The sequence below is a fragment of the Rhodoferax sp. genome, from assembly GCF_037143375.1.
Taxonomy (GTDB): domain Bacteria; phylum Pseudomonadota; class Gammaproteobacteria; order Burkholderiales; family Burkholderiaceae_C; genus Rhodoferax.
Genome location: NZ_JBAWYV010000006.1, coordinates 19,573 through 43,493, shown reverse-complemented (window position 1 = coordinate 43,493; position 23,921 = coordinate 19,573). Strand labels below are relative to the sequence as shown.

25 protein-coding genes are annotated in these 23,921 nt (G+C 58.5%); 13 read left to right on the top strand and 12 right to left on the bottom strand.

Annotation, left to right across the window (positions count from 1 at the left end; genetic code table 11):
* The 6 genes from WCG50_RS02055 (at position 1) to WCG50_RS02030 (ending at position 3,523) form a co-directional block, all read left to right on the top strand.
* Entirely contained in the window at positions 1-540 is a 540-nt protein-coding gene (locus WCG50_RS02055) for a Fur family transcriptional regulator (RefSeq protein WP_336897897.1), read from the top strand.
* Positions 537-1,220: an ATP-binding cassette domain-containing protein gene (locus WCG50_RS02050; RefSeq protein ID WP_336897896.1), complete on the top strand. Its 684-nt coding sequence runs from the start codon at positions 537-539 to the stop codon at positions 1,218-1,220. The genes WCG50_RS02055 and WCG50_RS02050 overlap by 4 nt, the downstream gene beginning before the upstream one ends.
* Positions 1,217-2,419, top strand: a complete 1,203-nt coding sequence (locus tag WCG50_RS02045) for an FtsX-like permease family protein (protein ID WP_336897895.1) — start codon at positions 1,217-1,219, stop codon at positions 2,417-2,419. Before WCG50_RS02050 ends, WCG50_RS02045 begins: the two co-directional genes overlap by 4 nt.
* A gap of 4 nt (positions 2,420-2,423) precedes the next feature.
* Positions 2,424-2,651, top strand: a complete 228-nt coding sequence (locus WCG50_RS02040; protein ID WP_336897894.1) for a hypothetical protein — start codon at positions 2,424-2,426, stop codon at positions 2,649-2,651.
* Between the two features lie 45 nt (positions 2,652-2,696).
* Complete coding sequence (locus WCG50_RS02035; RefSeq protein ID WP_336897893.1) at positions 2,697-3,221, top strand: DUF3299 domain-containing protein; 525 nt, start codon at positions 2,697-2,699, stop codon at positions 3,219-3,221.
* A 155-nt stretch (positions 3,222-3,376) separates the two neighbouring features.
* On the top strand, positions 3,377-3,523 hold the full coding sequence (locus WCG50_RS02030) for a DUF3149 domain-containing protein (protein WP_336897892.1): 147 nt from the start codon (positions 3,377-3,379) through the stop codon (positions 3,521-3,523).
* A gap of 85 nt (positions 3,524-3,608) precedes the next feature.
* On the opposite strand, the gene pdxH is transcribed toward WCG50_RS02030, so the two are convergent.
* Both pdxH and WCG50_RS02020 read right to left on the bottom strand, forming a co-directional pair.
* Positions 3,609-4,271, bottom strand: coding sequence for a pyridoxamine 5'-phosphate oxidase (pdxH, locus tag WCG50_RS02025; protein ID WP_336897891.1), 663 nt, complete (start codon positions 4,269-4,271; stop codon positions 3,609-3,611).
* A 52-nt stretch (positions 4,272-4,323) separates the two neighbouring features.
* A complete protein-coding gene (locus tag WCG50_RS02020; RefSeq protein ID WP_336897890.1) occupies positions 4,324-4,839 on the bottom strand; it encodes a superoxide dismutase family protein in 516 nt (171 codons plus the stop codon).
* Positions 4,840-5,029: 190 nt separating this feature from the next.
* Here WCG50_RS02020 and edd point away from each other — a divergent pair, with 190 nt between their 5' ends.
* Positions 5,030-6,853: a phosphogluconate dehydratase gene (gene edd / locus WCG50_RS02015; protein WP_336897889.1), complete on the top strand. Its 1,824-nt coding sequence runs from the start codon at positions 5,030-5,032 to the stop codon at positions 6,851-6,853.
* 28 nt (positions 6,854-6,881) lie between these two features.
* Positions 6,882-7,532, top strand: a complete 651-nt coding sequence (eda, locus tag WCG50_RS02010; RefSeq protein ID WP_336897888.1) for a bifunctional 4-hydroxy-2-oxoglutarate aldolase/2-dehydro-3-deoxy-phosphogluconate aldolase — start codon at positions 6,882-6,884, stop codon at positions 7,530-7,532.
* Between the two features lie 57 nt (positions 7,533-7,589).
* Here eda and gloA read toward each other — a convergent pair whose 3' ends face one another.
* The 6 genes from gloA to WCG50_RS01980 all read right to left on the bottom strand — a co-directional run bounded on the left by gloA (position 7,590) and on the right by WCG50_RS01980 (position 13,423).
* Positions 7,590-8,000, bottom strand: a complete 411-nt coding sequence (gene gloA, locus WCG50_RS02005; protein ID WP_336897887.1) for a lactoylglutathione lyase — start codon at positions 7,998-8,000, stop codon at positions 7,590-7,592.
* A gap of 154 nt (positions 8,001-8,154) precedes the next feature.
* A complete protein-coding gene (locus tag WCG50_RS02000; RefSeq protein ID WP_336897886.1) occupies positions 8,155-8,337 on the bottom strand; it encodes a hypothetical protein in 183 nt (60 codons plus the stop codon).
* Positions 8,338-8,402: 65 nt separating this feature from the next.
* On the bottom strand, positions 8,403-9,329 hold the full coding sequence (mltB, locus tag WCG50_RS01995; protein WP_336897922.1) for a lytic murein transglycosylase B: 927 nt from the start codon (positions 9,327-9,329) through the stop codon (positions 8,403-8,405).
* 185 nt (positions 9,330-9,514) lie between these two features.
* Positions 9,515-11,539 (bottom strand): DUF3488 and transglutaminase-like domain-containing protein, encoded by a 2,025-nt coding sequence (locus tag WCG50_RS01990; protein WP_336897921.1) that lies wholly within the window; start codon positions 11,537-11,539, stop codon positions 9,515-9,517.
* A gap of 16 nt (positions 11,540-11,555) precedes the next feature.
* The gene (locus tag WCG50_RS01985) at positions 11,556-12,506 is read right to left on the bottom strand and encodes a DUF58 domain-containing protein (protein ID WP_336897885.1); all 951 of its coding nucleotides are present in this window, start codon (positions 12,504-12,506) and stop codon (positions 11,556-11,558) included.
* Complete coding sequence (locus WCG50_RS01980; RefSeq protein ID WP_336897884.1) at positions 12,503-13,423, bottom strand: MoxR family ATPase; 921 nt, start codon at positions 13,421-13,423, stop codon at positions 12,503-12,505. Before WCG50_RS01980 ends, WCG50_RS01985 begins: the two co-directional genes overlap by 4 nt.
* A 42-nt stretch (positions 13,424-13,465) precedes the next feature.
* On the opposite strand from WCG50_RS01980, the gene WCG50_RS01975 reads away from it, so the two are divergent.
* The 5 genes from WCG50_RS01975 (at position 13,466) to WCG50_RS01955 (ending at position 19,514) form a co-directional block, all read left to right on the top strand.
* Positions 13,466-14,419 carry a histone deacetylase family protein gene (locus WCG50_RS01975; RefSeq protein ID WP_336897883.1) on the top strand — a complete coding sequence of 318 codons (954 nt, stop codon included), beginning with the start codon at positions 13,466-13,468 and terminating at the stop codon, positions 14,417-14,419.
* Complete coding sequence (locus tag WCG50_RS01970) at positions 14,412-15,683, top strand: mechanosensitive ion channel domain-containing protein (RefSeq protein WP_336897882.1); 1,272 nt, start codon at positions 14,412-14,414, stop codon at positions 15,681-15,683. The genes WCG50_RS01975 and WCG50_RS01970 overlap by 8 nt, the downstream gene beginning before the upstream one ends.
* Positions 15,684-15,868: 185 nt before the next feature.
* On the top strand, positions 15,869-16,618 hold the full coding sequence (locus WCG50_RS01965; RefSeq protein WP_336897881.1) for an electron transfer flavoprotein subunit beta/FixA family protein: 750 nt from the start codon (positions 15,869-15,871) through the stop codon (positions 16,616-16,618).
* An 82-nt stretch (positions 16,619-16,700) separates the two neighbouring features.
* Complete coding sequence (locus tag WCG50_RS01960) at positions 16,701-17,633, top strand: electron transfer flavoprotein subunit alpha/FixB family protein (RefSeq protein WP_336897880.1); 933 nt, start codon at positions 16,701-16,703, stop codon at positions 17,631-17,633.
* Between the two features lie 90 nt (positions 17,634-17,723).
* On the top strand, positions 17,724-19,514 hold the full coding sequence (locus WCG50_RS01955; protein WP_336897879.1) for an acyl-CoA dehydrogenase: 1,791 nt from the start codon (positions 17,724-17,726) through the stop codon (positions 19,512-19,514).
* 110 nt (positions 19,515-19,624) lie between these two features.
* Here the strand turns inward: WCG50_RS01955 and WCG50_RS01950 are convergent, their stop codons facing one another.
* The 4 genes from WCG50_RS01950 to dnaJ all read right to left on the bottom strand — a co-directional run bounded on the left by WCG50_RS01950 (position 19,625) and on the right by dnaJ (position 23,917).
* Positions 19,625-20,314 carry a glutathione S-transferase gene (locus tag WCG50_RS01950; RefSeq protein ID WP_336897878.1) on the bottom strand — a complete coding sequence of 230 codons (690 nt, stop codon included), beginning with the start codon at positions 20,312-20,314 and terminating at the stop codon, positions 19,625-19,627.
* A 16-nt stretch (positions 20,315-20,330) separates the two neighbouring features.
* The gene (locus WCG50_RS01945) at positions 20,331-21,275 is read right to left on the bottom strand and encodes a rhodanese-related sulfurtransferase (protein ID WP_336897877.1); all 945 of its coding nucleotides are present in this window, start codon (positions 21,273-21,275) and stop codon (positions 20,331-20,333) included.
* A gap of 16 nt (positions 21,276-21,291) precedes the next feature.
* On the bottom strand, positions 21,292-22,656 hold the full coding sequence (locus tag WCG50_RS01940) for an MBL fold metallo-hydrolase (protein WP_336897876.1): 1,365 nt from the start codon (positions 22,654-22,656) through the stop codon (positions 21,292-21,294).
* Positions 22,657-22,774: 118 nt separating this feature from the next.
* The gene (gene dnaJ / locus WCG50_RS01935) at positions 22,775-23,917 is read right to left on the bottom strand and encodes a molecular chaperone DnaJ (protein ID WP_336897875.1); all 1,143 of its coding nucleotides are present in this window, start codon (positions 23,915-23,917) and stop codon (positions 22,775-22,777) included.
* Positions 23,918-23,921 lie beyond the last annotated feature (4 nt).

Here is a 23,921-nt window from a genome sequence, read left to right as displayed (position 1 = left end):
ATGGCGTCCTTCAAACCTACAACCCAAGCCACCCACCCGCGGCACGAAGACACCCATGCGGACCCAATTGATGCGCTGCTGTCCGCCCACGGTCTTCGCCGCACCAGTGCCGCTCGGTTGGTGCTGGGCTGGCTGCTGGCCCACCCCGAGACCAGTTACACCCATGCGCAGTTGCAGGCGGCCCTGAGTGGCGACAGCGCCGAAGCGCTTGACCGTGTGACGCTGTACCGCCTGATTGACCGGCTCACGCAAGTTGGCCTTTTGCTGTGCCGGGTGGATGCCAACCGGGTGCGCCGCTACCAGGCCATGCCCGCCAGCGTGCAAGCCATGCCGCACTTTGAATGCCAGAGTTGCCACCGTGACAGCCCATTGAGCAGCGCGCTCAAGGCCAATGCGGTGGACCTTGAGCGCGCCGCGCAAAACGCCATCGAGGCGTTGAAATCCTTGGGCTACCAGGGTATGAGTCTGGACTTCGCCGTGCGTGGGGTGTGCGTGGATTGCGCCAACGGTGCCAGCGCGTCGACGGGTGCCCCAGCGTGATTCGCACCCGCCAACTTAGCTACCACTACCCCAATGGACCAGCCTTAAGTTTTCCGGATGTGGACGTGACCCAAGGTGCTGTGCTGTTACTCAGTGGACCCTCGGGCTGCGGAAAATCGACCTGGCTGGCGCTGATTGCTGGCTTGGTGCTTCCCTCGACAGGTGACTTGACGGTGGCGAATCAAGCGCTTGGTGCTCTGAATAATGTAGCTGCTGACGCATGGCGCGCGGGGGCTATAGGATTTTTACCTCAAAAACTTCACCTGAGCGCCGCACTTACCGTGCAACAGAACCTGGCATTGAGTTTTTGGGCCAGTGGCCAGCCTGAAGACCCGGCACGCATCAAGGCAGCCCTGCAAGCGCTCGGGGTACACGACCTGGCGCTGCGCAAACCGGCGCAGCTATCAGGCGGTCAGGCGCAGCGGGTGGCACTGGCGCGGGCTGTGTTGTTGGCGCCGCGCGTGATTCTGGCGGATGAGCCCACCGCCAGTCTGGACGACGAAGCCGCAGCTGATGCAGTGGGTTTGCTCCTGCGCACGGCAAAGCAACATGGCGCCACCTTGGTCATCGCCACACACGATGCTCGGGTGGCGAAATTAATACCAACAGATGAACAGGGCCAAGCCCGCTTTCATTCCCTGAAACTGGTGCGTCCATCCAACCCATTGAGCGCTTTATGAAGACGATGTCACTTGCCTGGCGCTACCTGTGGTCGCGGCCCTTGGGTGCTGCTTTAAACTTATTGCTGCTGAGCCTGGGTCTGGCCTCCATCACTTTTTTGCTGTTGGTCAGCCATCAACTCAACAAGGCGTTTGAGCGCGACCTGGCGGGTATTGATGTGGTGGTAGGCGCCAAAGGCAGCCCCATGCAACTGATCATGTCGGGCGTGTTTCATATTGATGTGCCACCGGGCAATGTGCCGCTCAAAGCCGTGCGAGAGCTTGAAAAGCACCCGATGGTGGCGAGCGTGATTCCTATCAGCCTAGGGGATAACTTCCGTGGTTTTCGCATCGTCGGCACCTCGCATGACTACCTCACGCACTACCAGGCCACCTTGGCGCAGGGACGTGTGTGGGATGCGCCGATGCAGGTGGTGCTGGGTGCCACGGCCGCCAAAAAACTGGGGCTGGCGCTGGGCAACACGTTTGTGGGTTCGCACGGTCTGGGCGCGGGAGGACATGCGCATGGCGACAGCGTGTACGCAGTCACCGGCATTCTGGCGCCCGGTGGCAGCGTGCTCGACCGACTGATATTGACGGACACCGCCTCGGTCTGGAAGGTGCACGAGGACTACACGGCGCAAGACGCCGAAGACCGTCAGATCATGGAAGACGAGCGCGAGGTCACGATGGCGCTGATCCGCTACAAAACGCCGCTGGCGGCGATGAGTTTTCCGCGCTTCATCAATACCAGCACCGAGTTGCAGGCCGCTGCCCCGGCGCTGGAAATCACCCGGCTCCTGAGCATGCTGGGCATCGGCACTGACGTGCTGCGCGCCTTCGCCGGGGTGTTGTTGTTGACGGCAGGTCTGAGTGTTTTTATTGCGCTTTTGAGTGCGGTGAGGGAACGCCGCGCCGATCTGGCGCTCCTACGCATGCTGGGCGCGCCGCCTTCACGGGTGGCGACCCTGTTGCTGGCCGAAGCGCTGTGGCTGGGCGTTTTGGCAACCCTGTTGGGCTTGGCCGGTGGTCAGGCACTGGCCGCGCTGATCGGCTGGTTGCTGCAACTCGATAACTCCCTGCTGATCGGCGGTGTGGTCTGGCCTGTTGAGTTGTGGGTGGTGCCGTGCCTGGCGCTGGGCGTGTCCCTGGCGGCGGCGGGTTTGCCGACGCTGGGGGCTTACCGAATCTCTGTTTTAGAACTTCTTCAATCAAGGTAAATTTATGAAAAATAGTCTTCTAGCCCTCGTGTCTATTGTGCTGATAGCTACTTTTTCAATAGCATCCGGAGCCCCGCTCGACAAGGCCGCCAATGATGACATCGCCCGCCACCGGGCCATGGCATCGGCCCACGAAGCCGCTGCCAAATGTCTGGAGGCCGGTAAAAAAGACGAGGTTTGCGAGAAAGAATTGCAGCAGTCCTGCAAAGGCTTGGCCATTGGCAAGTTTTGAGGCATGAAACACGAACATTAACAATCACGTTATCAAGGCAATGCTATGAACAGAATTTCTTTTAAATCGCTGGCACTCGGGCTGGCACTGGCCGCTGCTTTGCTGCCCCTGGCTGTATTTGCGCAGTCGGCAGCACCGCTGGGCGGCATTCCGGCGGGTACCGGTGCCGGTGTGCACAGCCCCAACAGCCCGTTCGCCCCTCTGCCTGAGCGCGCCGATGTGCTGCCTTGGTCGATGCTGAGTGATGTCAAGACCAAAGCGGTCAAAAACCGTCTGCTGCCCGCGTTTCCACCGGCGATTCTGGCCTTGAACGACAAGACCCAGCGCATTCAGGGCTTCATGATGCCGCTTGAGCCCGGTGAAAAGCAAAAACACTTCTTGCTTAGTTCTGTGCCTTTGACGTGCTCTTTTTGCACCCCCGGCGGCCCGGAAAGCATGGTGGAGGTCAAGTCAAAAACGCCTGTCAAATACTCCCTGGAGCCGGTGACGGTCGAGGGAAAGTTTGCGGTGCTCAATGACGATTCCTACGGTTTGTACTACCGAATCACCGACGCGGTCAGCGTTAAGTAGCCTCTCAAAAAGTGACGGGGCGATGGTTTCCAACTCAAAAAGTGGTCTTAATTTTAAAATAGTTGATCCATGTCAGTGTAAAAAACTAGCCGATAAGTACATTTGCGCCAAGGGTGGCAGCCAGCCTTCCCGTTAACTTATATAAGGAATTCAACATGAAGGCACTCAGCGATCTTTTTTCTACCGACTACGGCCTGATGAGCGTTGCCGGCATTGTATTTATGATCGGTATGGGTTGGTGGTTTCTGGCATTCTTCAAACGCAAAATTGCAGAAGACGCCAAGGCCGCTGGACTTGAATAAAGTAACGGGCCTGAACGGCCCGTTTGATTTCTAGGCTGAAGGCGCGGTAAGCGCCTTTTTTTTCGTCCCAAAATAGCTTTGAGATTCAGGGCGCCAGGCGCTCTCGAACCCACGCCGATTCGCCGACTGGCGTTGAACTGTCGGTCAAACACAAGGTGTAGCGCAGACGATCATGCAGGCGACTTTTACGGCCTTGCCAAAACTGCCAGTGGTCTGGCTTGAGCCGGTAACCCCCCCAGTGTGGTGGCCGTGGTGGGTTCAGTAAAAACTGCGCACCGTATTTGACAGCATTGGCGACCAGCACGCCGCGCCCGGAAATCACCTGGCTTTGGGGTGAAGCCCAGGCACCAATGCGTGAATCCAGCGGGCGGCTGTGAAAGTAATCGTCGCTTTCCTGCTCACTGACTTTTTCAACCAAACCTTCGATGCGAACGACGCGCTCCAGTTCAACCCAGTGGAATTGCAGCGCCGCATAGGGGTTGCCCGCCAACTCTTGACCCTTGCGACTGTCATAGTTGGTAAACCAGGTGATGCCTTGGGCGTCATAACCTTTGATCAACACCACCCGGGTGCTGGGACGCAAGTTGCTGGCCACCGTGGCGAGTGTCATGGCGTTGGGTTCAGGAACCTCCGCGCTGATGGCTTCTTTCAGCCATTTTTCAAATTGGAGCAGGGGGTTGGCATGCGAAGCATCTTCATTGAGTTCAGCGCGTTCGTAGCTTTTTCGGAGGTCGGCAATAGAGGTCATAAAGTCAGTATAGGCAAGCCAGGGTCATGGCTTGCGGTGGCACAGATAAAAATCAGGATTTGGTGATGACGGCGCAAGCCAAACGTGGGCCAGCGTTGCCTGTGGGCTGGGTCTTGAAGTCGTCTGGATCGCGGTGCACGATCAGGCCGCGTCCACCAATATCGGTGACGCCGCTTCCCACAGAAATTGTGCTGGACTCGAAGCTAAAACTCGCAACACCACTGGTATCGGCTTTCAGGCTAGGCAGGTCGCCTGCATGGTGTTCGCCCAGATCATGCGAGCCATGGGCTTTGCCATTGGGGTTGAAATGGCCTCCGGCACTTACACCATCACCACTGGAGCAATCGCCTTTTTCATGCACATGAAAGCCGTGCTCGGTATTGGGTGCAAGCCCGCGGACTTCCCCTGTGACCAGAACGACGCTGCCTTTTTGCGTGAATTTCACCATTCCCGTCACGGTGCTGCCTTTGGTGGCCATTAATTGGGCCGAGGCTGACGGCTCAGTGGGCGTTGAAGCACAGGCGGTGAGGACGAGGGCAATAGTTACCAGTGACAGCGCTTGAATCATAGGAATCTCCATGGGTTGAATCAGTGTGCAAATATAGGGGAATGTTGATACCCGCACAATTGACGTCACTATCGGTTTGCGCGGCGGCATTTGAGTTTGGTAACCAACTTGTAACCCCGAGATCACCCCTTTTTGAGGGTTCCGGAGTACCATTGCGTTTGTAATTTAGTTACCAACTTTTTCAGGCGCTATGAAACTCCATCCTCTTGTTGAAACCGTCACGGCACGCATCCGCGAACGCAGTCAAGTCACACGCAGTGCTTACCTGGAGCGTCTGACAGCCGCCGCCAATCGCAAGCCGGGCGCCGAACGACTGGGTTGCGCCAATGTGGCCCACGCCTTTGCCGCGCTACCCGTTAATGATAAATTTCGGGTGGTGGCAGAGCGAGCACCCAACATCGGCATCGTCACCGCCTACAACGATGTGTTGTCGGCCCACGCGCCTATGCAGCATTACCCCGACATTATCAAGACCGAGGCCCGCAAACTCGGTGCCACGGCCCAAGTGGCCGGCGGCGTGCCCGCCATGTGTGACGGTGTGACCCAAGGCACCGCGGGCATGGAACTGAGCCTGTTTTCACGCGATGTGATTGCGATGTCAACCGCCGTGTCCTTGAGCCACGATGTGTTTGATGGCGCGCTGATGCTAGGGGTCTGCGACAAAATTGTGCCTGGCCTCTTGATCGGCGCCTTGCATTTTGGCCACTTGCCGACCGTTTTTGTGCCCGCAGGGCCGATGTCGACCGGGCTCTCAAACAACGAAAAATCCAAGGTTCGCGAGCAAGCGGCTTTGGGCCTGGTGGGGCGCGCCGAACTTCTTGAGGCTGAATCCAAGGCCTACCACGGCTCGGGTACCTGTACTTTTTACGGCACCGCCAACAGCAACCAGATGCTGCTCGAAGCCATGGGTTTGCATGTGCCCGGCACCGCCTTCATCAATCCCGGCGCGGCTGTGCGTGAAGAACTTACCCGTGAAGCCGTGCGCACCGTATTGGCTGGCATCAAGTCGCGCCAGTTTGCCCCGATTGGCTTGGTGGTGGACGAGCGCTGCATTGTGAATGCGATGGTGGCTTTGCTGGCCACTGGTGGCTCCACCAACCATCTGATTCACTGGGTGGCGGTGGCCCGCGCTGCCGGCATTGTGATTGACTGGGACGATTTTTCCGCCTTGTCCAACGTTGTGCCGTTGTTGACCCGGGTCTATCCCAACGGCAGCGCCGACGTCAACCAGTTTCAGGCGGCGGGTGGTCCGGGCTTTGTGATCCGCGAGCTGCTGGACGCCGGTTTCATGCACACTGACGTTCTGACCGTGCGCTCAGGTGGCTTGCGTGAATTTACCGGTATTCCAGGCGTCAATGCAGACAACGGCGCCTTGCATTGGGTTGATGCGGGTGCCAGTCTGGACGATACCGTGGTGCGCCCGGCCAGTGCGCCTTTCAGTGTCACGGGCGGGCTCAAGTTGCTGCTCGGCAACCTCGGGCGCAGCGTGATCAAGGTCTCGGCGGTGCCATCAAATCTTCATGTGATCGAGGCCCCATGCCGCGTGTTTGATTCGCAGGAATCGTTGCACACCGCCTTCAGCGCGGGTGAACTCGACCGTGATGTGGTGTGCGTGGTGCGCTGGCAGGGGCCGCAAGCCAATGGCATGCCCGAACTGCACAAGCTCACGCCCCCGCTGGCGGTGTTGCAGGGCAAGGGTTTTAAAGTTGCCCTCGTCACCGATGGCCGCATGAGCGGCGCCTCCGGTAAAGTGCCGGCCGCCATCCATGTCTCGCCTGAAGCCGCTGCTGGCGGCGAACTGGCCAAAGTGCGTGACGGCGATGTGATTCGACTGGATGCCGTTGCAGGCAGTCTGACGGTGCTGGTTCCGGCAGAAGATTGGGCCGCGCGTCCTCTGGAAATAATGCCTGAAGAACTGCGCGCCGCCAATGGCGTCGGCATGGGTCGCGAATTATTTGCGGGCATGCGCCGAAATGCCTTGGCGGCCGAAGACGGCGCCTGCACTTGGCTTTAATCCGAAACTTTTACCGATCTGGAATTCCATGAGCACACCTCAAAAATTTACTGCCCTGCAAGTGATGCAGGACGCCCCGGTGATTCCGGTCATCGTCTTGAACGACATTGCTCACGCCGTGCCGATGGCCCGTGCGCTGGTGGCCGGTGGCATTCGCATGCTCGAAGTCACGCTGCGCACGCCTCAAGCCTTGGCGTGCATCGAAGCCATTGCCCGATCCGTGCCAGAAGCCATCGTCGGTGCGGGCACCGTGCGCACCAAAGCGGACGCCCAAGCGGCTGCCAATGCGGGTGCCCTGTTTGCCGTCAGCCCCGGTTACACCACGGCGGTGGGTCAGGCTTGTCGTGATGTCGGAATGGCTTTGTTGCCCGGTGTCGCCACTGGCAGCGAGATCATGATGGCGCAAGAAGAGGGTTTGACCGAATTGAAGTTTTTTCCAGCCATGCAAGCTGGCGGACCCGCCATGTTGAAGGCTTGGAGCGGCCCATTTTTTGACGTGAAGTTTTGCCCGACGGGTGGCGTAACACTGCAAAACGCACCAGACTTTTTGGCGCTACCCAACGTGGTCTGCGTGGGCGGCTCGTGGCTGGTGCCGGCGGATGCCCTTGAAAAAGGCGACTGGGCACGGGTAACGCAGCTCGCCCGTGATACCCTAAATTTAAGGAAAAATGGGCTCTAGCCCCCGTTCTATATGCGCGAGCAGCTATAAATAAAGTAGCTTTTGAGTGGCTGGACTTCAGCCCAAGCCAACGCCAGCACCTGACTCGGTGCGCTGAATTAATTCAATCTTGTAGCCATCGGGGTCGGTGACAAAAGCAATCACCGTGCTACCGCCCATGACGGGGCCGGCTTCACGCGTGATGTTGCCACCCGCCGCCTTGATCTTTTCGCAGGCTGAATAGGCATCTGGAACCCCCAGCGCGATGTGGCCGAAAGCAGTACCTGGTTCATAGGACTCCACGCCCCAGTTGTAGGTCAGTTCAATCTCGGCCTGTTCAGGATTACTCTCAAAACCGACGAAGGCGAGGGTGTATTTGTACGCCTGGTTTTCGGAGGTGCGCAGCAACTTCATACCCAACACCTGGGTATAAAAATCGATGGAGCGTTGAAGGTTGCCAACGCGCAGCATGGTGTGTAGAAATCTCATGGGCAGATTGTGGCGGATAGACGGGGTGGAAGGTGCAACAACACCCGCCGACCCCTCGCCACGATGTATCAAATACATCACAACTGGGTCTATTTTTGAGGGAATTTCAATGTCTGCTGTTGCGAATTAGCAAACCGTGTGTGAGGGCTGATTTTTACTTTCCAACAGCATCCGGCAACGTGGCTGGGTTATAGGAGCCGGGTGCGTAGAGTCCATCGACAACCATCATGCCGCCAATGGAGGCGACGATAAATAGACCCACAAGCGTCCACCAAATCCAATCCTTGTTGGCTTTTGGCTTTTGCTTTTCTTCAAGCAATTTTTTTTCTTGAGTCAAGATAAATTCCTGTTTTGAAATATGGTTTAAATGCTGCTGATCATGGCCTAAAAGCGAAGAATCCGTCACTTCAAGGCCCGGGCAACTTCCTGCCCCAACTCGATCACCGCCATGGCGTAGTAGCTGCTCCAGTTGTAGCGGGTGATGGCATAAAAATTCTCGGTGCCCGCGACGTAGCTGGGCGGGTTATCGCCGTTTTGCAGTTCTACCAGCGCCAGCGGGCCGGTGTGTCTCAAGGCTTCGCCGTCCAGCACGGCACCTTTGGCCATAAAGCTGGCCACACTGAAGGTGGGCAGGATGTCGGGCGCCATCAGCGCGTCTTTGTCCAGGGTGGCTGCATCAAAACTGACCGGGTAATGCGTGGGCATGCCGGGCTGCCAGTGGAAGGCCTTGAAATAGTTGGCCACCGAGCCAATCACATCGGCCGGGCTGGCAAAGAGGTCAATTTTGCTGTCGCCATCGAAATCAACCGCGTACTTAGACCAGCTGGAGGGCATGAACTGTGGCATGCCCATGGCGCCGGCAAAGCTGCCTTGCAGCGCCATCGGGTCGATGTTGGTGCGGTTCGTCAAACTTAAAAACTGTTCCAGCTCATTCTTGAAAAACTCACTGCGTTCTTTGGCGCGAGGATGGTTTGCCGGAAAATCAAAGGCCAGCGTGGTCAGCGAGTCCATCACCCGAAAGCTGCCCATTTGCTGGCCGTAAATGGTTTCCACGCCAACGATGCCCACGATGATCTCGGCCGGTACGCCGGTTTCCCCTTCAGCACGGGCCAGGGTTTCGCGGTTGTCTTGCCAAAACTTCACGCCCGCCTGGATGCGGATCGGGTCAATAAAGCGGCTGCGGTAAACGCGCCAGTTTTTGGGGGTTCCCACCACGGGCGGTTGAATAAATTTGGCGACCTGTGGCATGTAGTGCGCCTGACCAATAGCCTGGCGCACCCATTCGCGGCTCAGGCCCCGGCGTTCGGCGATGTCGTCGGCGGCTTGCATGGCGTCGGCCCGCAAAGCGTAGGCCGGGCCGGGCAGGGCGGGCTGAACAGTGTGGCGGGACTTCTTGCCGTGCTTTACCTTTTTGACGGCTACTGGTTTCTTCTTTAAGGGTTTTAGGGCGCTAGCCCCCGTAGATAGTGCGCAAGCAGCTATAAAAATAGTAGTAATTAAAAAGGGCTTGTAAATCACTTGGGCCAGACCAGTTGGTTGAGTTCGCGTTGCAGTGTAGCGAGGCGGATGGGTTGCGCATGGGGTGCGGCGTAGCGCTGCGTTTCCAGCCGCAGCAGCCAGTCATACAGGGCTTTAAATTCGGTTTGTTCGGGGTCCATTTGCTGGCGCAATTGCTCGGCCATCTCGCGGGGCGGGCTGGTTGGCGAGAGTTTCACACCGGCTTTTTGCAGCCGGGTTCTGGCCGTATCGAGCAGTCGCAGCCACGGGTCTCGGTGGTGGCGTTCCCACAATGTCCAGGCGGCACCCGTCAAACTCACGGCGACCAAAATGCCGCACAACAGGTAAATCAGGTCTTCCCAACTTGGTGACGCAAAGCCCAGATTTTTGAGCAGGTTGAGCTGCTTGCCTTGGGTGTAATTCAGCACCCGCTGGTTCCAGCTGTTGTTGACTGCATCCCACACGGCACGAAGATTCAGGGCTAATGCCGGAGGGATCGTGCCCAGCAAGGCACCGGCAATCGCGCCCTGGGGTGCTGCCAGACGTTGCAGTGTGCCGATACGCCCCGGCGCCACGGCCGACGTCGGGTCGACCCGCACCCAGCCGCGCCCGGCAAGCCAGACTTCGGCCCAGGCATGGGCATCGCGTTGGCGCACGATCCAGAAACCATCCACCACGTTGCTTTCGCCGCCCTGGTAGCCGGTGACGATGCGGGCCGGCACATTCAGGGCGCGCATCAGGATCACAAAGCTGGAGGCGATGTGTTCGCAGAAACCTTCCCTGCGGTCAAACCAGAATTCGTCGGCACTGTCTCGCCCGAATACGCCGGGGTCCAGTGTGTAGCTGTAGCCGCCAGTACGTAGTCGCTCCATGGCGATGGCAATCCATTGAGCCCCGTCAGCTTTGGCATAGCGCGGGTCGCGCCTCATTTCGGCGGCCAGTAGCAGTGTGCGGGGGTTGAAACCGGCGGGCAGGTCCAGGTAGTCTTGCAGGCTCGCAATGGGACGCACGGGGCCATGAGAAAAATCGGGGTAGCTTTGGGCCGAGTAGCGCACCAGGTCGGCAATCGGGCGGTCGGTCAGCCATTGCAGTTCGCTCGTCATGCGGACATCGAACCCGACCAGTGAGGGCTTGTTGGGGGTGGCGTCCAGCAGCAGCAACCAGGGGCGGTTATTGGGTTCCAGGGTGATCTGGTAGTTAACCGCCGCGCCCTGCACCTGCAGATTGGCCGGGGCTTGCATCCGCGGCGGAAAAGCCGAGCGCAAGGGCAGCCACTCCCGCCCGTCAAAGGTAGACAGCACCGGCCCCCTGAAGTACAGCGCCGACTGCTGTGGCGCCGCGCCCTCAAAGCGCACGCGCAGGGCAATGCTGTCGTCCAGCGCCAGACTGGCGACACTGCCCACTTGCATCGTCGCCGACAAACCGCTGCGACCGCTCATGGCATCGCCCGGGACGCCCCAGAGCGGCGCCATGCGCGGGAACAGCACAAACAACACCACCATGATCGGCGCGCCCAGCAGCGCCATCCAGCCTGCGGTTTTGGCGGCTTGCCACAAAGGTGGTCGGCCAACCGGCATGTGGGCATTCACGAGCGCCGTCAGCAAGCCCATCAGCGCGACCAGCATGGCGGCGGCCGTGAGCAGGGATTGGGAAAAGAAGAAGTTGGTCAGCATCGTGAAGAAGCTGAGGAAAAACACCACGAAGGCATCCCGTTTGGCGCGCAGCTCCAGCGTTTTCAGGGCCAGCAGCACCACGATCAGGGTGACCCCGGCGTCGCGACCAAGTAGGGTTTTATGGGTGGTGTACGTGGCGGCCACCGTCACAATTAGCAGCCCCAGCAACCACCAGCGCGAAGGCAGTGGCTGCACCGTGACAGCCAGCCAACCGCGCCACAACAACACTGTGGCCGCCAAGCCGCTGCACCACAGCGGCAGATTCGCCACCTGCGGCAGCAGCACCCAGGCGATCACTACCAGCATGAACAAGGTGTCGCGGCTGTCCCGCGGCAAGGTGCGAAGGTGATGGAGCGCGGTCTTCAGCATGGCGGTGAGTATCCAGTCAATGCAGCGCCAGCGCTTGCAGGCATCGCTTTTTGTGGCTGTCGCCACAGCCCGGTTCAATCTCCAGGCCGCTCAGGCGCAAGCCGTAATCCAGACCCCGTTTTTCGGCCAGTAACACCCAGGCGCACAAGCGCGACAGTTGTTGTTCGAGATGGGAGGTGCCGCAGTGGATTTGGTCCAGCCACAGTTCATGGCGCTGAACCTGCTGCGCGTCGCGGCTCACCAGTTCGTCGGACTTGGCAGCTTTTTTCCAGACGACGAGTTTCATCGGGTCACCCCGGCGGTAAGCGCGCACGCTGTCGTAGTCGCCACTGGCCCGGGGGTGGGTCGTCATGGCGCCGCCAGACCGCGGCTCACCCGGTGGCAGCGGCGGTGCCATCGGCTCGGGCGCCGGATAGACCAGCATCTGCGCGGCGGGGCGCCACACGGTCCAGACCCGGAAGGTGCCCAGCGGAAAGCGCGTTTCAGCCGTGAGCGTGGGCACCCGGTGAAGACCCCGGCGCTCGGGCTTGAAGGCGACTTGCACGGTAGCGCTGCCTTGGGCAGGTACATCGGTCCAGACCCACTGGCCAGAGCCCAGAACCGCCAGCCCGATGCCGTGCCGAATGCTGCGCCGCTGGCTTTGAATATTTATACCAAATACGGCGCTATCCCCCGCGTAGTGTGCGTCAGGCGCTATTAAATGCATAGTTAATCCGCGCAGCGTGCCGTGGCACACATGCATGCCAACCACCGCACTGCCGGCCAGCAAAAAGGTCAGCAGGTAACCCAGATTAAGCTGGTAGTTAATGGACGCCACCAGCAGCACCAAAATCGTCGCACCCAGCATGAAGCCGGGGCGGGTGGGCAAGATGTAGACGTTGCGCTGCGTGAGCGTGATGACGTCGCTCAGCGGCAAGCGCGCTTCAAACCAGCGCTGAAAACGTTTGCGAAGTCCGAGAGTGCTCACGGCAGCGGCACAGCGTCCAGCATGGCGCGCACCTGTTCGACCGCGCCGCGTCCGGCGTCACTGACCGGCATCATCCGGTGGGCCACGGTTTGCGGCAGGATCGCCTGTACGTCATCCGGGGCGACGTAATCGCGGCCACTGATCAGGGCGTGGGCTTTGGCGGCGCGCACCACCGCAATACCGGCGCGCGGGCTCAGGCCCATCAAGAACCACTGGCCGGAGCGGGTGGCTGCAATCAGGTCCTGCACATAGTCCAGCAGCGGGGGCGCGACGTGAACGGCCAGCACTTGTTGCTGTAAAGCCTTAAGTTCAGCCGGGGTCAGCAGGCTGGGCAGGGTCTCGACCAGGTCCCGCCGGTCGGTCCCGATCAGCAGGTCGCGCTCGGCGGCACGGTCCGGGTAACCCAGCGAGATGCGCATCAGGAAGCGGTCCAGTTGTGACTCCGGCAGGGCATAGGTGCCGACCTGGTCAAACGGGTTTTGCGTGGCAATGACAAAAAAGGGTGAGGGCAGGGGACGGGTTTCGCCGTCGACCGTGACTTGTTTTTCTTCCATGGCTTCCAGCAATGCGCTTTGGGTTTTGGGGCTGGCGCGGTTGATCTCGTCGGCCAGCAACACTTGTGCAAACAAGGGGCCGGGGTGAAAAACAAACGATTCCTTGGCGCGCTCATAGACCGACACGCCCGACAGGTCGCTGGGCATCAGGTCGGCCGTGAACTGTACGCGCGAGAACTGGAGACCAAAGGTACGGGCCAGTGCGTGCGCCAATGTGGTCTTGCCCACGCCGGGCACGTCTTCAATCAGCAGGTGGCCGCCGGCCAATAAACAGGCTACACAATCTTGTGTTTGGTCAGTTTTTCCAAATATCACCGTGTTAAGCTGATTAATGAGTGATCTAATTTTTAGTTGTGCATTCATGGCACGACCTTACCAAAAAAATGTAAAAGGAGCGTTAGCACTATGACTATGACGGGATACTTTACCCACCGTGATTGCTGGAAACATGAAATGGGGCCGGGCCACCCTGAATGTGGCGAACGGCTTGATGCCATCGAAGACCGCCTGTTGACCTCGGGTCTCGGTGTGGCTTTGGACCGGCAAGAGGCCCCCATTGCCTCTTTGACCGATATTGAACTCGCCCATGGACGTATCCACATCGCGTCAATGCGGGGTTTGAGCGATTGGTTGAAGGAAGAGATCGAGGCCGGTGGCCCTTCTCATACCCAGATCGACCCGGACACTTCTATCAACATCCACACCTGGGCGGCTTCATTGCGCGCGGCAGGTGCCGCGATTGCCGCCACCGATGCCGTGATTGCAGGCGAGATGCCCAATGCTTTTTGTGCGATTCGCCCGCCCGGTCACCATGCCAGTCGCCACAAGGCCAGCGGTTTTTGCTTCTTCAACAACGTCGCGATTGCCGCCAAATATGCGCTCGAGCGCCACGGCTTGCAACGCGTGGCCATCATCGACTTTGACGTGCACCATGGCAACGGCACCGAAGACATCGTGGCCGGCGACGACCGCATTCTGATGGCCAGCTTTTACCAGCACCCGTTTTACCCGCTGGATTACGTTCACTCCACCGCCAGTAATCTGGTCAATGTGCCGGTGCCTGCCTATATCAAAGGGACAGAGGTGCGGGACATCATTGAGCGCACCTGGATGCCGCGTCTGGAGGCCTTTCAGCCCGAGATGATTTTTATCAGCGCCGGTTTTGACTCCCACCGCGAAGACGACATGGGTCAGATGGGCCTGGTTGAAAACGACTTTGCGTGGATTACGCAGCGTCTGATGGATGTGGCCAAACGCCACTCTAAAGGTCGCATCGTGTCTTGCCTGGAGGGCGGCTACACGCTGAGTTCATTGGCCCGTAGCGTGGAGGCGCATATTCGGGTTCTGGCGGATGTCTGACTCCCGGATAACCGACCTTGATGGCTGGATAGCGGCACTCACCAAGCCCGCTGCGCTCATGGAGTTGGGCGCGCTGGTGGCGTGTGGCCTGTTGGCTTGGCTCCTGGCCTCGTTGATTGCACGTGCCGTGGGCACACGCGACAGTTCCTCCATCACGTTTGGCCGCCGCATTGTGGATGGCGTGCTGTTTCCGGCGCTGCTGTTGTGTCTGGCCTATCTGGCGCGGGCGCTGATGGTGGATTGGGTACAGCTGGCCGTGTTCAAGATTGCGATGCCGGTGTTGCTGTCCTTGCTGGTCATTCGCTTTGGCGTCAAGATCTTGCAGGCTGCTTTCGCCGAGGCGCCGCTGGTGCGCTTGCTGGAGCGAAGCATTTCCTGGGTGGCGTGGCTGGCCATGGTGCTGTGGGTCAGTGGCTTGCTTCCGGTCATTCTGGAGGAGTTGGACCAAATTACCTGGAAGGTATCGGGCACCACCTTGTCCGTGCGCAATATGCTGGAAGGGGCTTTGACGGCTGGTGCCGTGCTGCTCTTCACCCTGTGGATTTCATCGGGCATTGAAGCGCGCTTGTTGCGCCATGCCACCGGTGGTGAATTGTCCTTGCGCAAGGCCGTGAGCAACGCCACGCGGGCGCTGCTGATGTTTGTGGGCTTGCTGGTGGCGTTATCGGTGGTCGGCATCAACCTGTCGGCACTCTCGGTGCTGGGCGGTGCCATCGGTGTCGGTGTCGGTTTTGGTCTGCAAAAACTGGCCGCCAATTACGTCAGCGGTTTTGTCATTCTGGCCGAACGCAGCATGCGCATTGGTGACAACGTGCGGGTGGATGGGTTCGAGGGGCTTATCACCCAAATCAACGCCCGCTACACCGTCATTCGCTCGCTCGCCGGTCGCGAGTCCATCGTGCCCAATGAGATGCTGATCACCAGTCGGGTTGAAAACCTGTCGCTGGCCGATACGCAGGTTTGGCAGTCTTCCATGGTGTCAGTCGGCTATGACAGCGACGTGGAATTGGTGATGCGTTTGCTGAACCAGGCCATGTTGAACCATGAACGGGTGTTGAGAACACCTGAGCCCTCCGTGGCCTTGTCCAATTTTGGAGCGGATGGTTTGGAGTTCACCGTGGGCTATTGGATTGCTGACCCCGAGAATGGCAGTCTCAACCTTAAATCCCTGATTAACCAAGATATCTTGAAATCACTGCGCGAGAATCAAATTGACATTCCTTACCCGCAACGCGTGGTGCATACACCTGCTGTGGGAAGATGACGAGAATATGACGCTACAATTTAAAAAGCACGGTCGTTCTATTTAAATTTAGTTGTGGATTGTCGTGGAGACGACCAAGCTGACAAGAGACACCGCATAGAATCTTTAGTTGACGTGCACGTCAACTAAAATTGACGCAAGCACCGAGTTAATCGCCTTACCTATAACTATCTGGAGTTGAATCAATGAAAGTCCTGGTCGCAGTGAAACGCGTGGTGGACTACAACGTCAAGGTCCGCGTCAAATCGGACAACACGGGTGTAGATACCGCCAACGTCAAAATGAGCATGAACCCCTTTGACGAGATTGCCGTTGAAGAAGCGGTGCGCCTTAAAGAAAAGGGCGTGGTCACTGAGATCATCGCCGTTTCTTGTGGCGTGACGCAATGCCAGGAAACCCTGCGCACAGCCATGGCGATTGGGGCTGACCGCGCCATTCTGGTCGAAACGACTGAAGAACTGCAGCCGCTGGCGGTTGCCAAACTGCTCAAAGCCCTGATGGACAAAGAGCAACCCGGTCTCGTTATTTTGGGCAAACAAGCGATTGACGACGATTGCAACCAGACCGGTCAGATGCTCGCTGCGTTGGCTGACCTGCCGCAAGCCACCTTTGCCAGCAAAGTCGAAGCGGCTGACGGCAAACTGCTGGTCACGCGTGAAGTTGATGGTGGCCTCGAAACGATTTCCGTTAGCCTGCCTGCCGTCATCACCGCCGACTTGCGCCTGAACGAGCCCCGTTATGTCACCTTGCCCAACATCATGAAGGCCAAGAAAAAACAACTCGAAATCTTCAAGCCTGAAGACCTCGGTGTTGACGTGACCTCACGCATCAAGACCTTGAAGGTCAGCGAGCCTCCCAAGCGCAGCGCCGGCATCATGGTGCCCGACGTGGCCGCCCTGGTCGACAAACTCAAGAATGAAGCTAAGGTTATCTGAAGCTTTGCGGGACAGACCGCAGCCACACGCAGTGGGCTAGCTCTGTCCTCAACAGATTAATCAATTTTTTTGGAACAAAAAAATGTCCGCATTAGTAATTGCTGAACACGACAACGCGACGATCAAGGTCGCCACCCTCAATACCGTAACCGCCGCCCTCGCTTGCGGTGGTGAGGTGCATGTGCTGGTGGCCGGTGCCAATGCCGGTGCCGCTGCTGCGGCGGCCGCGCAAATCGCCGGCGTAACCAAAGTCTTGCACGCTGACAGCGCAGCTTTCGCTCACGGCCTGGCCGAAAATGTGACTGCGCAAATTCTGGCCGTGGCGTCCAGCTACAGCCACCTTTTGTTTCCCGCTACCGCTTCCGGCAAGAACATTGCCCCCCGCGTAGCGGCCAAGTTGGATGTCGCCCAAATCTCGGACGTGACCAAGGTCGACAGCCCGGACACCTTCGAGCGCCCGATCTACGCCGGCAACGCCATCGCCATCGTGCAAAGCCTGGACGCGACCAAGGTTCTGACCGTGCGCACCACCGGCTTTGACGCAGCTGCGGCCACTGGTGGCTCGGCCTTCGTTGAAGTGGTGGCCGCCGTGGCTGCCAGTGAAAAAACCACCTTCGTTGGCAGCGAAATCGCCAAAAACGACCGCCCTGAACTGACCGCCGCCAAGATCATTGTCTCGGGTGGCCGGGCTTTGGGTTCGAGCGAGAAGTTCATGGAAGTCATGACGCCGCTGGCTGACAAACTCGGCGCCGCCATGGGTGCTTCGCGCGCGGCGGTGGACGCCGGTTACGCACCGAACGACTGGCAAGTGGGGCAGACCGGCAAGATCGTCGCACCTCAGTTGTATGTGGCCTGCGGCATCAGCGGCGCCATCCAGCATCTGGCCGGTATGAAGGACTCCAAGGTGATCGTGGCGATCAACAAAGACCCGGAAGCCCCAATCTTCTCGGTGGCCGACTACGGTCTGGCGGCTGACTTGTTCGCGGCGGTACCGGAACTGGTCGCAGCGCTCTAAGCTGAACACAAAAAGGGCATCGCTTGCGGTGCCCTTTTTTTTCGCATCAACACACTGGCGCCCTTCATTATTCTTATTAGGAGACTCGACATGAACTACGTTGCCCCCCTTAAAGACATGCTTTTCAACATCAAGTACCTAGCCGACATAGAGCAAGTCGCTCAGTTGCCCGGTTTTGAAGATGCCGGTTTTGATACCGCGCAGGCGGTTCTGGAAGAGGCGGCCAAGTTCTGTGAGGGCGTGTTGAGTCCGCTGAACTGGGAAGGCGACAAGAACCCGTCCAGTTTGAAAGACGGCGTGGTGACCGCCACCCCCGGTTTCAAGGACGCGTTTCAGCAATTTGCCCAAGCCGGCTGGCAAGGGCTGCAACACCCGGTCGATTTTGGCGGCCAGGGCTTACCCAAAACCATTGGCGCCTCGATTGGCGAAATGCAGAATTCGGCCAATATGAGCTTTGCACTGTGCCCGCTGCTGACCGACGGTGCAATTGAAGCGCTGCTGACTGCTGGCTCCGACGAACTCAAAGCCACCTACCTCAACAATCTGGTGAGCGGCCAATGGACTGGCACCATGAACCTGACCGAGCCGCAAGCTGGTTCTGATTTGGCCGCCGTGCGCAGCCGTGCCGAGCCACAAGCCGATGGCGCTTACAAAGTCTTTGGCACCAAAATTTTCATCACCTGGGGTGAGCATGAGATGGCCGAGAACATCGTCCACCTGGTGTTGGCCCGTGTGACGGGCGCGCCTGAAGGCGTCAAAGGCATCAGTTTGTTTGTTGTGCCGAAATTTATGGTCAACCAAGACGGCTCACTCGGTGCTCGCAATGACGTGCACTGCGTCAGCATCGAACACAAGATGGGCATCAAAGCCAGCCCGACCTGCGTACTGCAGTTTGGCGACCATGGCGGCGCCATCGGTTACTTGGTGGGGCAGGAAAACCGGGGCCTGGAATACATGTTCATCATGATGAACGCCGCCCGCTTTGGGGTCGGCGTGCAAGGCATTGCGATTGCCCAGCGTGCCTACCAAAAAGCCGTCACTTTCGCCAAGGACCGCGTGCAAAGTCGCCCGGTTGATGGCTCACTGCCCACCAGCGGTCCCATCATTCACCATCCTGACGTGAAACGCATGCTCATGACCATGCGTGCCTACACCGAGGGTTGCCGCGCCATGGCGACGGTGGCGGCAGCGGCCTATGACGCCTCGCACCACCACACCAACGAAGGCGTGCGCCAGCAAAACCTGGCGTTTTATGAATTTCTGGTGCCCTTGATCAAGGGCTACAGCACCGAGATGAGCCTGGAAGTCACCTCGCTGGGTGTTCAAGTGCACGGTGGCATGGGCTTCATCGAGGAAACCGGCGCCGCCCAGTATTACCGCGATGCCAAGATTTTGACGATCTACGAAGGCACCACGGCGATCCAGGCCAATGATCTGGTCGGGCGCAAGACGGCGCGTGATGGCGGCCAAGTCGCCAAGGGCATTGCGGCACAAATTGAAATCACCGAAGCGCAGTTGAACACCAGCGGCAGCGCCGATGCGGTGGCGGTCGCCAATCGACTCAAAGCAGCGCGTGAAGCGTTTCTCGACGTCGTCAGCTTTGTGGCTGCCAACACCCGCAGCCAACCCAACGCTGTGTTTTCGGGCAGCGTGCCTTACCTGATGTTGGCTGGTAACCTGATGGCTGGTTGGCAATTGGCCCGAGCCTTGTTGGTGGCGCAAGATGAAATCGCGCAGGGTGTGGACGTGGCTTTCATGCAAGCCAAGATCGTCACGGCGCGCTTTTATGCGGACCATCTGCTGACCAAAGCCCCTGGCATCCGGGACTCAATCGTGGAAGGCGCCGAGTGCGTCACCGCGCTGGCGCTGGATGCTTTTTGATTTTCGTCGCCCAACTCAAGCGTGAATACCAGCAGGCGTGAGATCTCTTGCTGGTTAAAAATTATGCCTGATTGGGCTGTAGCCCCCGTTCATAAAGCGTAAGGCGCTATTTAAATAATAGCGTTCAAGGTTTGCATGGGAGGTGTCATCGGAAACAACGCAGGCGTTTGTCCGGGTTGCCACGGTGCGAATTTGGTCATCGCAAGTTGGAAGAGACGGGATGCCTCAAACGCACCTAACCAAGCCTGCAAGGCGGGCCAGGCTTGCGCTGCAAACCACGTGGCGTCGGTGTGGGCAAACTGGCGCACGAAAGGGGCGATCGCCACATCAGCCAGACTCTCCGATTTGCCGAGCAGATGCGGGTTGGCGGTCAATCGCGCATTGAGATCACTCAAAAATACCGAGCCTTGCTCCCTCGCGAGGGTCGAGTCGGTCAGGCCAAATCGACCGGGGTACTTGTAGAGGTCTAGCTGAACCTTGAAATCGCCATCGCACTGCGCCACCAGTTGCAGCATCTGTTCTGCCAAGTCGCCTTCTGTGGGCAACCATTGCCAGGGATCATGGCAGCCCAAGGCCCATAGCATGATGTCCAGACTTTGGTCCAGCACCGCGCCATCGGTCAGCACCAACACGGGTACCGTCGCTTTAGTGGATGCATCCATCAAGGCTTGTGGCTTGTTGGTCAGAACGACTTCCCTCAACTCACAGACCTGACCACTCGCGAGCAGAGCCAAGCGCGCCCGCATCGCATAGGGGCATCGGCGAAAGGAATACAGGACCGGGTGGGGCAATGGCGTCATGTTGAAAGCGACGGGATCAAGCTTCCTTGGGCAGCGGCAGGCGCGCACCAATGTGGTCCTGGTTACGTGACTTGGCCAGTTCCCACTGGCGCTGGCGTTCGCGGGCGCTGTTTTTTTGCGTCTCCAGCGTGGTGGCGTGGCATTTGGGGCAACTCACGCCTGCCTCGAACAGCACGGAGGCCAGGTCAGCGTCATCCAGCGGTTGGCGGCAAGCCCGACACAGTCCGTGCTGACCCGGTACCAGACCATGGCCCACCGAGACCCGTTCATCAAACACAAAGCACTGGCCTTGCCACTGACTTTGTGTCTCCGGAATGGTTTCAAGGTATTTAAGGATGCCGCCTTCCAGGTGGTAAACCTCGTCATAACCTTGTGAGCGCATGAAAGCGGTGGACTTTTCGCAGCGAATACCGCCGGTGCAAAACATCGCGACCTTGGGTTTCTTGCCATCGACGGCTTGCAAGGATGGAGCCGATTTAACCCAGTCGGGCAGCATGGCAAAGCTTTTGATGTCGGGATTGATGGCGCCGCTGAACGTGCCAATCCCGACCTCGTAGTCGTTGCGGGTATCGATCACCACCACTTCAGGGTCGGCGATGAGGGCATTCCAATCTTCCGGTTTGACGTAGGTTCCGGCCATCAAGGTGGGGCTGATACCCGGCACGCCCAAGGTGACGATCTCGCGCTTGAGGCGCACTTTCATCCGGTAAAACGGCGACTTGGTTGACCACGCCTCTTTGTGTTGCAGGTCAGCCAGCCGTGGGTCGCCTCTCAGGAATGCCAACACGGCGTGCACGCCGTCCGCTGGACCGGCGATGGTGCTGTTGATCCCTTCATGGGCCAGCAAAATAATGCCTTTGACATGGTGGGCTTCGCAACAAGCGAGCAGCGGTGTTTTGAGTTCTGCGTAATCGGGTAACTCGACGAATTTGTAAAAAGCAGCGGTCAGGTAGTCAGTCATGGTCAGATTTCAGGGTTCAAGTAGGCCAGGTGGAGCCATGTTCGGGCACCATCGCGCGCCAGCCCAGTTCGTGGTTGATGCGCTTGCGCAGTTCGTCCGAGGCGCCCATTTCACCATGCACCACGTAGATTTGGTCAGGCGCATGGGGCAGGGTGCGCAGCCATGCCAAAAGCTGAGGGGCATCAGCATGGGCGGAGGCGGACTGGAGCTGCACGACCTCGGCGTTGACCTCCACCTCGCGCCCGTGGATGCGCACCGACTTGCCACCCCGGACCAAGGTGTCGCCACGCGTACCGGGAGCTTGAAAACCCGTCAGCAAGATCATGTTGCGGTGATTGCCCGCGTAGTGGGCGATGTGGTGCAGCACGCGGCCCCCGGTGGCCATGCCACTGGCCGACAAAATGACCATCGGCCCGTGGCGACTGGCCAAGGCGCGTGACTCATCGGTGCTGTTGACCATTGTGGCCGAGTGGGTCAAAGCGCGGGTTTCCTGGGCGGTGAGTCGGTGTTCGCCCGGATGGTGTTCAAACAAATGGGTGGTGTGAACCGCCATCGGGCTGTCCAGAAAAACTGGCAAGGAGGTGGGTAATTCACCGCGCAACTTGAGTTGGTGAATGGCGTGAAGCAGCGCCTGCGCCCGCCCCACGGCAAAGACAGGAATGACAGCGACGCCGCCGCGTTTCGCCAATCTTTGCAAGATCGGACTCAGTTCGGCCATCACATCTTCATGGGGGTGCACGCGGTCGCCGTAGGTTGACTCGATCAAGACGGTGTCGGCAGCGGGTGCTTTTTCGGGCGAATTCATGATCAGGTCATCGGGCCGGCCCAGATCACCCGAAAATAAAATCCGGCGCCCGGCGACTTCCAGCAGCACACTGGACGCACCCAAAATATGCCCCGCCGATGAAAACGTAGCGCGCCAGCCTGGTATCGGCTGAAACGTTTTTCCAAGATCAATGGTCTTCAATAAGGGCAGGCAATCCAGCGCATCCTGGCGGGTGTAAAGCGGCAACGCCGGCGCGTGTTTTGAAAATCCGTGGCGGTTGGCAAACTCTGCATCCTCTTCTTGTATGTGACCACTGTCGGGCAGCAAAATGCGGCATAAATCCCGTGTGCCAGTTGTGCAAAATACATGACCGGTAAAACCTTCTTTGGCCAGCAAGGGCAGGTAGCCGCTGTGGTCCAGATGAGCGTGGGTCAGCAGCACGGCGTGAATCTGGTCCGGGGCGATGGGCAACGGCGTTCGGTTGCGCTGGCGAAGCAATTTGTAGCCCTGAAACAATCCGCAATCTACGAGCAGAGTCTCATCGCCGTGGCGCACCAGGTATTTGGATCCGGTGACGGTCCCGGTTCCACCCAGAAAGCTGATGTTGACGCTCATGCTTGCTCCAGGATTTTTTTACTTTAAAAGCTGCACTATGCCGAAAAAAATGCCGCGAAGATATCTAAATCTTTGCGGCATCTCGGATGCGTCAACAAGATAACGCCATTGGGTTCAATTAACTGAAAAAGCTCTTCAAACGATTGGTCCAGCTGTCGCCGCTGGGCGAATGCTTGCTGCCGCCTTTGTTGAGGGAGTCGTCAAGCTCACGCAACAACTTGCGCTGATGTTCGCTCAGCTTCACGGGTGTTTCCACCACAATATGGCAGTACAAGTCGCCTGGGTAACTTGAGCGCACGCCCTTGATACCTTTGCCGCGCAGGCGGAATTGCTTGCCGGTTTGCGTGCCTTCAGGGATGTCGATCGCCGCCTTGCCCGCAAGGGTCGGCACATCAATTTCACCGCCCAAAGAAGCCGTCACGATGCTGATCGGCACCGAGCAATGGATGTCATCGCCATCACGTTCGAAAATATCGTGTTTTTTAAGACGAATTTCAATGTAGAGATCACCGGCTGGACCGCCATTGGTGCCAGGCTCGCCGTTGCCCGCACTGCGAATGCGCATGCCACCATCGATGCCACCTGGGATTTTGACTTCCAGAGTTTTTTGCTTCTTGATCTTGCCTTGCCCTTGGCAAGCTGCACAAGGTTCAGGTACCACTTTGCCGGCACCGCGACACGTCGGGCAGGTTTGTTGAACGCTGAAAAACCCTTGGCGCATCTGCACTGAGCCTGAGCCTGAGCAGGTTCCGCAAGTTTTAACTGAGGTGCCCGGCTTGGCGCCGCTGCCTTTGCAGATGTCACAAGCGTCCCAACTCGGAATACGGATCTGGGCGTCTTTGCCTTTGGCCGCTTCTTCCAGTGTGACTTCCATGGCGTAGCTCAAATCGCTACCGCGGAAAACCTGCCGCCCGGCGCCCGCACCCGGGCGACCACGTTGCTGACCAAACATGTCACCAAAAATATCACCAAAGGCTTCGGCAAATCCGCCATAGCCTTCGCCGCCTGGCGCGCCACCGCGCATGTTGGGATCGACACCCGCATGGCCATGCTGATCGTAGGCCGCGCGTTTTTGCGGGTCTGACAGCATTTCGTAGGCTTCCTTGGATTCCTTGAATTTTTCCTCAGCCGCTTTGGAGGCGTCGCCTTGATTGCGGTCAGGATGATGCTTCATCGCATGCTTGCGATAGGCTTTTTTTATTTCTTCGTCGGAGGCATTCTTGGGGACGCCCAGAACTTCGTAGTAATCTCTTTTAGCCATGGTC